A 13213-nucleotide genomic window follows, 5' to 3' on the forward strand; every position below is an offset into this window, starting at 1 on the left:
AGGCTCGATGGCCGCCGACCCGGGGTCGGCGGGCACGGCGCGCCGGCTCACGGGCGCGTGGGGGTGTCGGGGGCCGACGGCGGACACGACCGGCGGGGAGGCCACCCGCTGCCTGGTCATGTCACCCCTCTCCTGCCCGGACACACGGTGCCGACGGCGTCGGTCCGCGTGGGCAGGAGCGTAGGGCATGCCTGGTCAGGCGCAAGCGCTCCGCGGAGGGCCGCACTCCGCCGCCGCCGGCGAGCCGGTACCCGGGAGTACGCGGCCGCCCCGGGGTCCTCGCGTGACGCGGACCGCCCGGACGCGCGACGATGGGGGCATGAGTGCACCGCAGCAGGGTGGGGACCCCACCCGCGACCCCGGCCAGCCCCGCGCGGTCATCACCGACGGACTCCCCAGCCAGCTGGTCGACACCGACCCCGACGAGACCCAGGAGTGGGTGGAGTCGCTCGACAGCGTCGTCGAGCACGCAGGCCGCGGGCGGGCCCGCTACCTCATGCTCAAGATGCTGCAGCGCAGCCGCGAGCAGCAGGTCGGCGTCCCGGCCCTCCGCAGCACCGACTACATCAACACGATCCCTCCCGAGCGGGAGCCGTACTTCCCCGGCGACGAGGAGACCGAGCGGCGCATCCGCGCCTACATCCGGTGGAACGCCGCGATCATGGTCCACCGCGCGCAGCGGCCCGGGATCGGCGTCGGCGGGCACATCTCCTCCTACGCCAGCTCCGCCTCGCTCTACGAGGTGGGCTTCAACCACTTCTTCCGCGGCAAGGACCACCCCGGCGGTGGCGACCAGATCTGGTTCCAGGGCCACGCCTCCCCCGGCATCTACGCCCGCGCCTTCCTCGAGGGCCGGCTGACCGAGGAGCAGCTCGACGGGTTCCGGCAGGAGGTCAGCCACCCCGGCGGCGGCCTGTCGTCCTACCCGCACCCGCGGCTGATGCCCGACTTCTGGGAGTTCCCCAGCGTCTCCATGGGCCTGGGCCCGATGAACGCCATCTACCAGGCGCGGTTCAACCGCTACCTGCAGGACCGCGGCATCAAGGACACCTCCGACCAGCACGTGTGGGCGTTCCTCGGCGACGGCGAGATGGACGAGCCGGAGTCGCTCGGCGTGATCGGCCTGGCCGCGCGCGAGGAGCTGGACAACCTCACCTTCGTCATCAACTGCAACCTGCAGCGGCTCGACGGCCCGGTCCGCGGCAACGGCAAGGTCATCCAGGAGCTGGAGTCGTTCTTCCGCGGCGCCGGCTGGAACGTCGTCAAGGTGATCTGGGGCCGCGAGTGGGACCCGCTGCTGGCCGCCGACCGCGACGGCGCGCTGGTCAACCTGATGAACCAGACGCCCGACGGCGACTACCAGACCTACAAGGCCGAGGACGGCGCCTTCGTCCGCGAGCACTTCTTCGGCCGTGACCCGCGCACCCGCAAGCTCGTCGAGCACATGAGCGACAAGGAGGTCTGGGACCTCTCCCGCGGCGGGCACGACTACCGCAAGGTCTACGCGGCGTTCAAGGCGGCGCAGGAGCACAAGGGCCAGCCGACGGTCATCCTCGCCAAGACCATCAAGGGCTGGACGCTGGGCAGCCACTTCGAGGGCCGCAACTCCACGCACCAGATGAAGAAGCTGACCGCCGAGGACCTCGCCGCCTTCCGCGACCGGCTCTACCTGCCCATCCCCGACGAGCAGCTCGACAAGACCCTGCCGCCCTACTACAGGCCCGAGCCGGACTCCGACGAGATGCAGTACATGCTCGAGCGGCGCCGGGCCCTGGGCGGGGCGGTGCCGCGGCGGCGCTCGGAGTTCAAGCAGCTCAAGGCGCCTGACGACAAGGCGCTCGACGTCCTGCGCCGCGGCTCGGGCAAGCAGGAGGTGGCGACGACGATGGCGTTCGTCCGCCTGCTCAAGGAGCTGCTGAAGGACAAGGAGCTCGGCCCGCGCTTCGTGCCCGTCATCCCCGACGAGGCCCGCACCTTCGGCCTGGACTCGCTCTTCTCGTCGCACAAGATCTACAACCCGGCCGGCCAGCGCTACACCTCGGTCGACCGCGAGCTCATGCTCGCCTACAAGGAGTCCGAGCAGGGCGTGATCCTGCACGAGGGCATCAACGAGGCCGGCTCCACGGCGTCGTTCACCGCCGTCGGCACCTCCTACGCCACGCACGGCGAGCCGATGATCCCGATCTACATCTTCTACTCGATGTTCGGGTTCCAGCGGACCGGCGACGGCTTCTGGGCCGCCGCCGATCAGATGACCCGCGGCTTCATCCTGGGCGCCACCGCCGGGCGGACGACGCTCAACGGCGAGGGCCTGCAGCACGAGGACGGGCACTCGCTGCTGCTCGCCCACACCAACCCCGGGGTGGTCTCCTACGACCCGGCCTTCTCCTTCGAGGTCGCCCACATCACCCGCGACGCCCTGGTCCGGATGTACGGCGACGACCCGGGCGCCCCGCTGGGCGGGCACCGCTCCCCGGACGTCATGTACTACCTGACCGTCTACAACGAGCCGTTCAGCCAGCCGGCCGAGCCCGAGGGCCTCGACGTCCAGGGCCTGCTGGCGGGCATGTACCGCTATGCACCGGGGCAGGGGGACGGACCGAGGGCGCAGGTGCTGGCCTCGGGTGTGGCGGTGCCGTGGGCGCTGCGCGCGCAGGAGCTGCTCCGCGAGGACTGGGGCGTGTCGGCCGACGTGTGGTCGGTGACGTCGTGGACCGAGCTGCGCCGGCAGGCCGACGTGGTCAGCGAGCACAACCTGCTGCACCCCGAGGACGAGCCGCAGGTGCCCTTCGTGACGCAGAAGCTCGCGGACGCCGAGGGCCCGGTCGTGGCGGTGTCGGACTGGATGAAGTCGGTGCCCGACCTGATCGCGCCGTTCGTCCCGGGCGGCATGTCGACGCTGGGCACCGACGGGTTCGGCCTGTCCGACACCCGCCCGGCGCTGCGGCGGCACTTCCACGTCGACGCCGAGTCCGTCGTCGTGCGCACGCTCGCGTCACTGGCCGACCGGGGTGAGCTCGACCGGTCGAAGGTCCGCGAGGCGGTGGAGAAGTACCAGATCCGCGACGTCCGCAAGGCGCCGGCGGAGGAGCGGACGGACCCGAGCCCGGCGACGTGAGGTGAGGACCGCCCCGCGCCCCACCGCTCGCGGCGGGGCGCGGGGCCGGGGTCGTGACGGTGGGGGCCGGGTCGGTCGACCCGGCCCCCACCGCCGTCCCGGGGTGACCGGAACCGTCGGGTTCCCCTACGCTCGGTGTCCGCAGCAGACGACCGAGGGGGACGCGTCGGTGGAGCTGAACCGGAGACAGCTGTTCCGCCTGGGCGCGGCCTCGGCCGCGTTCCTGGCCCTCCCGGTGGCGGTGGCGACGCCGGCCCGCTCGGCCACCGCGGCCGGGCTGAGCCGGTTCACCGAGCCGCTGCCCACGATGGCCGACCTCGGCGTGCTCGACGCCACCGCGGGGGCCGCGACCCTGCGCACGGCCGGCACCCTGCACCGCTACCACGCCGACCTCCCGCCCACGTCATCGCTGGCCTACCAGGGGGCCGGCGGGCAGACCTGCCTGGGCCCGGTCGTGGTCGCGCGCCGCGGGGTCCCCTTCGACCTCACCGTCGTCGACGGGCTGACCGGCCACCCGCTGGCCGGCGCGATCGACACCTCGCTGGTCCAGGACGCGATCTCCGCCGGGCTGCTGTCCGGGCCGGCCGACCAGGACCGCACCGCTCCGCGCACCGCCCTGCACCTGCACGGGGGCAACACCGCGGCGGACTCCGACGGCGGCCCGCTCGACACCGTCCCGCACGGCGGCGCCCGCACGCACCACTACGACAACGCCCAGGCCGCCACGGCGCTCTGGTACCACGACCACGCCATGGCCACCGGCCGGCTCAACGTGCTGGCCGGGCTGGCCGGGCTCTACCTGCTCCGGGACGACGACGACCCCGGCGACGGCTCGCGGCTGCCCGGCGGCCCCTACGAGGTGCCGCTGCTGCTGCAGGACCGCGCCTTCGCCGACGACGGGTCCCTCGCCTACCCGGTGGCCTCGGTCCCGGGCAGTCCGCGCACCTGGGTGCCGGAGTTCTTCGGCGACGTCTCGACGGTCAACGGGCGCGCCTGGCCGACGCTCGGCGTCGACCGGGGCCGGTACCGCTTCCGGATCGTCAACGCCGCGAACAGCCGCTTCTACCGGCTGCGCTTCCTCCGCGACGCCGCCGCCCTGCCCTTCTGGCAGATCGGCACCGACGGCGGCCTGCTCGACGCCCCCGTGCCGCTGGACGTCGTGACGCTGGGCCCCGGTGAGCGCGCCGACCTGGTGGTCGACTTCTCCGACCTGCCCCCGGGCACCGACGTCGTCCTGGGCAACGACGCGCCGGCGCCGTACCGCAGCGGCGCTCCCGGCGACACCGGCGGCGGTCCGGCACTCCCGGAGGTCATGCGGTTCACCGTGGGAGAGCAGGTCGGCGCGGCACCCCCGCTGCCGGCCCGGCTGCGCGCCGTCCCCGTCACCCGCCTCGAGGGCCTGCCGGTGGCGGCCACGCGGACGATGACGCTGGTGCACGCCATGGACATGGCCGGCGGCCCGATGATGGCGCTGCTCAACAACCGGACGTTCGCCTCGGCCGACTACACGACCGCTCCGGTGGCCGCCGACACCGTCGAGCAGTGGGAGTTCGTCAACGGCACCGGCGTCGCCCACCCGATCCACCTGCACTACACCCAGTTCCAGGTGCTCGACCGGCAGCAGCTCGACGTGCGGTCCTACTCCGCGGACACGTACGGGCCGGGCCAGCCGATGCCGGGCACCGGCCCCTACCCGCCGCCCCCGGCCACGCCGTATCTGCTGGGCCGGCCTCGCCCGCCGGCGGCGGAGGAGCGGGGCTGGAAGGACACCGTGGTGGCGCTGCCGGGCGAGGTCACCCGCATCCGGGTGCCCTTCGGGGCCGGCGCCGCCGGGGGTGCGCCGCTGGCCATGGGGAGCACCTTCCGCGGGGAGTACGTCTGGCACTGCCACCTGCTCGAGCACGAGGACAACGAGATGATGCAGCGCTTCGTCGTCCGGTAGCGGTCTTGACCTTGCCGCAGCGGCAGGGTCGATGCTCTTCCCCGTGGTGAGCATCGGGGCGCTGGCGCGGCTGGCGGGGACGACGACGCGGGCGGTCCGGCACTACCACGAGGTGGGCCTGCTGCCCGAGCCGCGACGGCGGCCCAACGGCTACCGCGACTACGACCTCGGCGACGCCGTCCGGCTGCTGCGGATCCGCCGGCTGACCGGGCTCGGCCTGTCGCTGCCCGAGGTGGCCGCCGCGCTCGGGCAGACCGCGGCTCCCGACGCGGCCGGGCTGCGGGAGGTCCTGCAGGCGCTGGACGCCGAGCTGGCCCGGCAGGAGGACGCGATCCGCGCCCGGCGCCGCGAGCTGGCGGCGCTGCTCGCCCGCGACGGCGACCCGGCCGCTCCCCCGCAGGTGACCGAGCTGCTGGAGGCCCTCACCGGCGCCGCTCCCGGGGCACCCGCCGACGCCGTCGCCCGTGACCGGGAGCTCCTCGAGGTGCTCGCCGCGACCGGGCCCGAGCGCTTCGACGCGGTGGCCGACGCCTACCGCGCCGCGCTCGCCGACCCCGCGGCCGTCGCGGCGATGACCGGCTGGGCGGCCCGCTTCGAGGCACTGGCCACCGTGCGGGCGGCCGATCCCGCGGTGGCCGAGCTGGCCGCCGAGCTCGCCGCCGCCGGCCGGGAGTGGTTCGCCGGCGCGGGTGGCGGGCCGGACGGGGGCGACCCCACCGCGTGGGAGGCCTTCCTCGCCGGCCTCGCCCCCGCCCAGCGGCGGTGCGTGGAGCTGGCCGGTCAGGAGTGGGCGGCGTGCGCGCGCTGAGGTGGGCCGGGCCGGTGCTGCTGGTCGTCGAGGCGGTGCTGGTGGTCACCGGCCGGCTGTCGCTCGGCTCCGCCGCGCTGGTGTTCCTCGCCGTCGAGGCGGCACTGGCGCTGCTGGCGGCCGGGCAGCTGGCGACCGGCGTGCACCGCTTCCGCCGGGAGCGCGCCGGCGGCGCGGACCGGGAGGAGGCGCTGGCGGCCGCGCTCCGTGCGGTGCTGCCCGGCCCGGCGGCCGCCGCGCTGCTGCACGAGGCCCGCACCGCCGGGTCGCTCGTCCTGCTCCTGCGGCGCCGGCGGCACGGCGTGCCCGAGGGGGCGGTGCCGATCGGCTACGAGCGGGCGCTGCGGCCGATGGCGGTCACCTTCCTCGTGGTCCTGGTCCTCGAGCTGGTGGTCGTCGAGCTGGCCGTCCCGTGGCCGGGGGTGCGCGCCGCCCTGCTCGTCGTCGGCGTCTGGTCGTTGCTCGCGGTGGCCGGCATCGCCGCGGGCAACGTCGTCCGGCCGCACGTGGTCACGGCGACCACGCTGCGGCTGCGGTCGGGCACCTGGGCCGACGTCGCCGTCCCGCTCGAGCGGGTGGCCGGCGCGGGCGTCCGGCGGCGCGCGGCCCCCGACCGCACGGTCGCGGTCACGGACGGTGTCCTGACCATGGGCGTCGGCGGCGGCACCACCGTCGACGTCGCGCTCATCGGGCCGACAGACCTGACCGACGGGCGCCGGGCGCACGTCGTGTCGGCGGTCCGGTTCGCCGCCGACGACCCGGCCGCGGCGGTCGCGGCGATCCGGGCCGGCGTCGCGGCGGGGTCCTCGCTCAGCCCGCCCAGTCCGGCCGGCTGAGGTCGAGCTGCCACACGAGGACCGGCCCGCGCCGCACCCCGCCGACGCGGGCCGGTTCCGGGTCCAGGGAGAGGACGACGCCGTCCGGGGCGTCCCCGGCGTCCCCGGTCCAGAGCCGCGCGTCGGGCCGGTGCAGGTCCACCCAGCCGCGCACGGCCCGGAGCACCGCGTGCGACGGCGCCGCGGCGGGGTCGGCGGACCGCAGGTGGGTCTGGACGACGCGCGCGCCGTCCGGGCCCGCGACCTCGTCGTGCGCCAGCCCGGTCCCGGCGCGCAGCACGCCGACGTCCCCGGCGCCCATCGGTGTGCCGTCGCCCCAGGCGTGGGTGAGCGAGCCGGCCAGCACGACCGCGACGACGTCGACCGCGCGGTGCTCGTGGCGGCCGTAGCCGGCGCCGGGCGCGAGCCGGTCGTCGGTGACCCGCAGCAGCGGGCCCAGCGACCCGTCGCCGGGCTCGAGCAGGGTGCGGCCGACCAGGGCGGTCACGGCGCCGTCCCGCGGACCGGCAGCGCTCCCGGGCCACCGGGCAGGCCGCCGGCCACCAGGGCCACCGTCAGCGACCAGGCCATCCCGAGGGACAGCCCGCCGACGACGTCGGACAGGAAGTGCACGCCCAGCCACATCCGGGTCAGCCCGACCAGCACGGCGAGCGCGACGCCGGCGACGACGGCGACCCGGCGGCCGCGCGCGGACAGCCGGGGCCAGGCGAGCACCAGCGCGACGGTGACCAGCGTGGCGATGCCCGACGAGTGCCCGCTCGGGTAGCTCAGCGTGTCGTAACCCAGGCCGCCGTTCTCGAACGCCGGGCGCGCGCGGCCGACCAGCTCCTTGAGCGCCGTGGTGAGCGGGCCGATCCCGACGATCGCCACGGCCACCCAGGCCAGCGTCCGCCACGCGTGGCGCCCGGCCAGCCCGACGAGCACCGGCAGGAAGACCAGCACGCGGAACCAGGTGACCCCCGGCGTGGTGAGGACCTCCAGCAGCCCGCTCACGAGTGCGGAGCGGTCGTCGCCGGCGTAGAGCTCCTGGCTCAGCGCGTCGTCGAGGCGGACCTGTGGCGCGAAGCCGGTGAGCACCCCGGCGCCGAGCACCCCGAGGACGGCGACGCCGGCGCCGACGGCGGTCAGCGCGCGCCGGCGCGTCCGTGTCGGCGAGGACGGCGCGGCGGGGTGCAGGGCGGGCTCCACGCCCCCACTCTCCCCGACGCCCCGACCCGTGACACGCTGACGGCGTGGCCCACCGGGTGAGCGACCGCCCGCCGTCGGCGGCGACGCTGCGGCGGCTCGAGCGTGCCTCCGGGGCGATCGCGACCCGGGCCGTGGCCCGCATGGACGAGGACCTCCCGTGGTTCCGCACCATGCCCGCCGACCAGCGCTCCTGGGTCATGCTGGTCGCGCAGGCCGGGATCGCCTCGCTGGTCGAGTGGTGCCGCTCCCCCGACCGTCCGCCCCGGCTGACCGGCGAGGTGTTCGGCGCCGCCCCGCGCGACCTCGTCCGGGCCGTGCCGCTCAAGCAGACCGTCGACCTGGTGAAGGTCACCGTCGAGGTCATGGACGACCACGTCGAGTCCGTCGCCGAGCCCGGGGACGCCGACGTGCTGCGCATGGCCGTGCTGCAGTTCAGCCGCGAGGTCGCCTTCGCCACCGCGCACGTCTACGCCACCTTCGCCGAGAACCGCGGCGCGTGGGACGCCCGGCTCGAGGCGCTCGTCGTCGACGCGCTGGTGCGCGGCGAGCACTCCGAGGAGCTGCCCGGCCGGGCGGCCGCGCTCGGCTGGGCGGGCACCAGCCCCGTCGTCGTCCTGGTCGGCGCCGCGCCCGGCGACGGCGACACGCACGCCGCCGTCCGCCGGGCCGCGCGCGCCCACCACTGCGAGGTGCTCGTCGGGGTGCACGCCGACCAGCTCGTCGTCGTCCTCGGCGGTGCCGACGACGTGACGACGGCGACCGACCGGGTGGCCGAGGAGTTCGGGCCCGGCCCGGTGGTGCGCGGCCCGGTGGTCGACCGGCTCAGCGCCGCCGGCGGGTCGGCGGCGGCCGCGCTGGCCGGGTGGCGGGCCGCCCGGGCCTGGCCCGGCGCCCCGCGCCCGGTTCCCTCCGACGCCCTGCTGCCCGAGCGGGCCCTCGACGGCGACCCGCTGGCCCGGGCGGCGCTCACCGAGCGCGTCGTGCGGCCGCTGCGGACCGCCGGCGGCGGGGTGCTCGAGACGGTGCGCGCCGTGCTGGCCGGCGGCGGCAACCTGGAGGCGAGCGCCCGGGCGCTGTTCGTGCACCCCAACACCGTCCGGTACCGGCTCAAGCGGGCCGCGGAGCTGACCGGGCAGGTGGCCACCGACCCCCGCGGCGCGTGGACGCTGCAGGTCGCCCTGGCCCTCGCCGACCTCGACGGCGGCCGCTCGCTCTGGCACTGAGGAAGGACCCTGGTGCCCCCCACGCCTCGCAGGCTCGGCGCGGGCCCCTGCACCAGGGCCACCGGGCGCCCCACCGCTCGCGAGCTCGCGGCGGCCCCTGCAGGAGGGCCAGACTGCGGATCGCACGCGGACCGTGTGGTCTCCACCACGGATAGGCGCCTCGGCCGCCTTCCACGGCCTCCGGATTGTGGACATCCTCCAAAGGGCGGTGGTGACCTTTCGTTCCGGACACCACCGCAGGGCACCGGAACGCCTGGCACGGTGAGGAGGTGCTCGCCGTCCTCGCCCCCGGTCAGGGTGCCCAGAAGCCCGGCATGCTCACCCCCTGGCTGGAGCTCCCGGGCGCGGAGTCCTTCTTCCGCTGGGCCGGCGCGATCGCCGATGCCGACCTGCTGACCCTGGGCACCACCGGCGACGCCGAGGCCATCAAGGACACCGCGGTCACCCAGCCGCTGGTCGTCGCGATGAGCCTGTTCGTCGCCCGCGAGCTCGGCGGCCTGCCCGGCCCGGTCGCGCACACCCCGCAGACCGGGCGCGACGTCGCCATCGCCGGGCACAGCGTCGGCGAGCTCACCGCCGCCGCGTTGGCCGGCGTGCTGAGCGTCGAGGCCGCCATCGCGCTGACCGCCGTCCGCGGCCGGGCGATGGCCCGCGCGTGCGCGCTCACCCCGACCGGCATGTCCGCCGTCCTGGGCGGCGACCCCGACGAGCTGGCCGCGGCGCTGGAGCAGCACGGGCTGGCAGCGGCCAACCTCAACGGCGGCGGCCAGGTCGTCGTCGCCGGGCCGCTCGAGGGCCTGGCCGCGCTGAAGGCCGCACCGCCGGCCAAGGCGCGCGTCGTGCCGCTGTCGGTGGCCGGCGCGTTCCACACCGCCTACATGGCCCCCGCCCGCGAGGAGCTCGAGGGCCTCGTCGGCGGGCTGCGGCCGGCCGACCCGAGCCGCCTGCTGCTGTCCAACGCCGACGGCGCCGCGGTCGACTCCGGCGCCGAGGCGCTGTCCCGCCTGGTCACGCAGGTCACCAGCCCGGTGCACTTCGACGCCTGCCTGGCCACCCTGCGCGAGCTCGGCGTGACCGCCGCCCTCGAGCTCCCGCCGGCCGGCGCGCTGGCCGGTCTGGCCAAGCGGGAGTGGAGCAAGGACGGCGTCGAGGTGCTGGCGCTGTCGGGCCCCGGCGACCTCGACCGGGCCCGCGCGCTCATCGACGCCGCCCGCAGCCGCCCCGAGGCCCAGCACCTGCCCGACTGGCGGGTCGTCGTCTCCCCCGTCCGTGGGACGGTCAGCCCCGCCGACGTCGCCGAGGGCACCCGGCTGCCCGCCGGCACCCCCCTGGGCCGCGTCCGCAGCCGCCGCGGGGAGGCCGACGTCACCGCCGGCTACGACGGCGTCCTCGCCGAGTGGCTGGTCCAGGACGGCGACCTCGTCGACGCCGGGGACCCGCTGGCCCGTCTCTACCCGGAGGTCTCCGCGTGAGCATCCAGATCAGGCAGGGCGCCCCCGGCGCACGGATCCTCGGCCTGGGCGCCTACCGGCCCCGCCGCCGGGTGACCAACGACGAGCTCGCGCAGGTCATGGACACCAACGACGAGTGGATCCGGACCCGCGTCGGCATCGCCGAACGCCGCTGGGCCGAGAAGGACGAGACCCTGGTGGAGATGGCCGTCGCCGCCGGCGGCAAGGCCCTCGCCGCCAGCGGCCTGGACCCCGACGAGGTCGACCTGGTGGTCCTGGCCAGCGCCAGCCTGCGCGACCCCATCCCCGGGATCGGCCCGCAGGTCGCCCACCGCCTGGGCATCCCGCGGCCCGGCGCGTTCGACCTCAACGCCGGGTGTGCCGGGTTCTGCTACGCCCTGGGCGTCGTCTCCGACGCGATCCGGGCCGGGTCGGCGCGCAACGCCCTGGTGGTCGGCGTCGAGCGGCTCACCGACGTCACCGACCTCGCCGACCGTTCCACCGCGGTGATCTTCGCCGACGGCGCCGGCGCCGCGGTGGTGGGCGCGGCCGAGCAGCCGGCCATCGGCCCGGTCGTGTGGGGCAGCGACGGCGACCAGTACAACGCCATCGAGATCGCCGCCGGCACCGGCACGATGACCATGGCGGGGCAGGCGGTCTACCGCTGGGCCACCACCCGGCTCACCGAGACGCTGGAGGAGGCGATGGAGGCCGCCGGCGTCGGCCCGGCCGACATCGACGTCTTCGCGCCGCACCAGGCCAACCTGCGCATCGTCGAGTCGATGACCAGGAAGCTCGGCTTCGGCGGGGACACCGTGGTCGCCCGCGACATCGTGCACTCGGGCAACACCTCGGCGGCGTCGGTCCCGCTGGCGCTCACCGCGCTGCTGGAGTCCGGTGAGGCCAAGAGCGGTGACGTCGCCCTCGTCCTCGGGTACGGCGCGGGTCTGACCTTCGCCGGCCAGGTGCTGACCCTGCCCTGAGCAGGGCGGCGGACTCCACCACAGACACCCGGACTCCCCGGGCCCGACGGCGGGACACCCCCGCCTCCACCGAGAGAGAGGACCCCTCGTGAGCGAGGACATCCAGGCAGGTCTGGCAGAGATCCTGGAGGAGGTCGCCGGGGTCGCCCCCGCCGACGCCACCCCGGAGAAGTCGTTCACCGAGGACCTCGACGTCGACTCGCTGTCGATGGTCGAGATCGCCACGGCCGTCGAGGACAAGTTCGGGGTGGCCATCCCCGACGACGAGCTCGGCAACATCAAGACCGTCGGCGACGCCATGGACTACATCCAGAAGAACCGCGGCTGACGCAGGACCCCCTGCCCCCACCGCTCGCGAGCCCGCAGCGGGACCCTGCAGGGGGGCCACACCCGGCCACCCGGCCGCACCCGTCCCCAGGAGGAAACCGTCATGACCGATGTCGTCGTCACCGGCCTCGGTGCCACCACGCCGCTCGGCAGCGACGTCGCCAGCTCCTGGGACGCGCTGCTGGCCGGGCGGTCGGGGGTCAGCCGCATCACCGACGACTGGGCGAAGCAGTTCCCCGCCCAGCTCGTCGCCCGCCTGGCCACCGAGCCCGCCGAGCAGCTCGACCGGGTGCGCGCCCGGCGGCTCGACCGCAGCCAGCAGGTCGCGGTCATCGCCGCCGAGCAGGCCTGGGCGCAGTCCGGCGCCGCGGACGCCGGGGTCGACCCGCTGCGCATCGCCGTCGTCTTCGGCACGGGGATCGGCGGCGCGCTGACCCTGCTCGGCCAGGACGACGTCCTGGAGGAGAAGGGCCCCAAGCGGGTCTCCCCCTTCACCATCCCGATGCTCATGCCCAACGGCCCGGCCGCCGCGGTCGGCCTGTCGATCGGCGCCAAGGGCGGCGTGCACGCGCCGGTCAGCGCCTGCGCCTCCGGCGCGGAGGCCATCCGCTGGGGCCTGGACCTGCTGCGCTTCGACCGTGCGGACGTCGTCCTCGTCGGCGGCACCGAGGCCTGCATCCACCCGCTGCCCATGGCCGGCTTCTCCTCGATGCGCGCGATGAGCACCCGCAACGACGAGCCCGAGCGCGCCTCTCGGCCCTTCGACAAGGCCCGCGACGGCTTCGTGCTCGGCGAGGGCGCCGCCGCGCTCGTGCTCGAGCGCGCCGACGCGGCGCGGGCCCGGGGCGCGCACGTGCACGCCCGGGTGGCCGGCGCCGGCGCCACCGCCGACGGCTACGACCTCGTCGCCCCCCACCCGGAGGGCGAGGGCGCCGGGCGGGCGATCGCCGCGGCCATCCGCGACGCCGGGCTGACCCCGGCCGACATCGGCCACGTCAACGCCCACGCCACCTCGACGCCGGTCGGCGACACCGCCGAGGCCGCGGCCATCCGCAGCTCGATCGGCGAGCACGTGCTCGTCAGCGCCACCAAGAGCCAGACCGGCCACCTGCTCGGCGCGGCCGGGGCGCTGGAGTCGGTGTTCACCATCCTCGCGCTGCGCGACCAGGTCGTCCCGGCGACGGCCAACCTCGACGACCCGGACGACGACGCGGCCGTGCAGGCCCTCGACATCGTCCGCCGCGAGCCGCGCAAGGCCACGCTGACCGCCGCGGTGAACGACTCCTTCGGCTTCGGCGGCCACAACATCGCCCTCGTCTTCACCACCGCGTAGGCGA

General features: G+C 75.9%; 11 protein-coding genes. 9 read left to right on the forward strand and 2 right to left on the reverse strand.

Annotation, left to right across the window (positions count from 1 at the left end):
- Positions 1 to 319 precede the first annotated feature (319 nt).
- The 4 genes from aceE to ACWIZO_RS24740 all read left to right on the forward strand — a co-directional run bounded on the left by aceE (position 320) and on the right by ACWIZO_RS24740 (position 6704).
- Positions 320 to 3118 carry a pyruvate dehydrogenase (acetyl-transferring), homodimeric type gene (aceE, locus tag ACWIZO_RS24725; RefSeq protein ID WP_448640229.1) on the forward strand — a complete coding sequence of 933 codons (2799 nt, stop codon included), beginning with the start codon at positions 320 to 322 and terminating at the stop codon, positions 3116 to 3118.
- 169 nt (positions 3119 to 3287) lie between these two features.
- Positions 3288 to 5060, forward strand: a complete 1773-nt coding sequence (locus tag ACWIZO_RS24730) for a multicopper oxidase family protein (RefSeq protein ID WP_448640230.1) — start codon at positions 3288 to 3290, stop codon at positions 5058 to 5060.
- Between the two features lie 31 nt (positions 5061 to 5091).
- Positions 5092 to 5868 (forward strand): MerR family transcriptional regulator, encoded by a 777-nt coding sequence (locus tag ACWIZO_RS24735; RefSeq protein WP_448640231.1) that lies wholly within the window; start codon positions 5092 to 5094, stop codon positions 5866 to 5868.
- Positions 5856 to 6704, forward strand: coding sequence for a hypothetical protein (locus ACWIZO_RS24740; protein ID WP_448640232.1), 849 nt, complete (start codon positions 5856 to 5858; stop codon positions 6702 to 6704). The genes ACWIZO_RS24735 and ACWIZO_RS24740 overlap by 13 nt, the downstream gene beginning before the upstream one ends.
- On the opposite strand, the gene ACWIZO_RS24745 is transcribed toward ACWIZO_RS24740, so the two are convergent.
- Both ACWIZO_RS24745 and ACWIZO_RS24750 read right to left on the reverse strand, forming a co-directional pair.
- Positions 6679 to 7191: a pirin family protein gene (locus ACWIZO_RS24745; protein ID WP_448640233.1), complete on the reverse strand. Its 513-nt coding sequence runs from the start codon at positions 7189 to 7191 to the stop codon at positions 6679 to 6681. The two genes, ACWIZO_RS24740 and ACWIZO_RS24745, sit on opposite strands and share 26 nt — an antisense overlap.
- The gene (locus ACWIZO_RS24750) at positions 7188 to 7892 is read right to left on the reverse strand and encodes a phosphatase PAP2 family protein (protein ID WP_448640234.1); all 705 of its coding nucleotides are present in this window, start codon (positions 7890 to 7892) and stop codon (positions 7188 to 7190) included. Before ACWIZO_RS24750 ends, ACWIZO_RS24745 begins: the two co-directional genes overlap by 4 nt.
- A 44-nt stretch (positions 7893 to 7936) precedes the next feature.
- Here ACWIZO_RS24750 and ACWIZO_RS24755 point away from each other — a divergent pair, with 44 nt between their 5' ends.
- From ACWIZO_RS24755 to ACWIZO_RS24775, 5 genes are all read left to right on the forward strand, one after another.
- The gene (locus ACWIZO_RS24755) at positions 7937 to 9115 is read left to right on the forward strand and encodes a PucR family transcriptional regulator (RefSeq protein ID WP_448640235.1); all 1179 of its coding nucleotides are present in this window, start codon (positions 7937 to 7939) and stop codon (positions 9113 to 9115) included.
- Between the two features lie 269 nt (positions 9116 to 9384).
- Positions 9385 to 10587: an acyltransferase domain-containing protein gene (locus tag ACWIZO_RS24760; protein WP_448640236.1), complete on the forward strand. Its 1203-nt coding sequence runs from the start codon at positions 9385 to 9387 to the stop codon at positions 10585 to 10587.
- The gene (locus tag ACWIZO_RS24765) at positions 10584 to 11549 is read left to right on the forward strand and encodes a beta-ketoacyl-ACP synthase III (RefSeq protein ID WP_448640237.1); all 966 of its coding nucleotides are present in this window, start codon (positions 10584 to 10586) and stop codon (positions 11547 to 11549) included. Before ACWIZO_RS24760 ends, ACWIZO_RS24765 begins: the two co-directional genes overlap by 4 nt.
- Positions 11550 to 11637: 88 nt before the next feature.
- A complete protein-coding gene (locus tag ACWIZO_RS24770; RefSeq protein WP_446756489.1) occupies positions 11638 to 11877 on the forward strand; it encodes an acyl carrier protein in 240 nt (79 codons plus the stop codon).
- A gap of 102 nt (positions 11878 to 11979) precedes the next feature.
- Complete coding sequence (locus ACWIZO_RS24775) at positions 11980 to 13209, forward strand: beta-ketoacyl-[acyl-carrier-protein] synthase family protein (protein WP_448640238.1); 1230 nt, start codon at positions 11980 to 11982, stop codon at positions 13207 to 13209.
- Positions 13210 to 13213 lie beyond the last annotated feature (4 nt).

The organism is Geodermatophilus sp. URMC 63 (assembly GCF_053502565.1).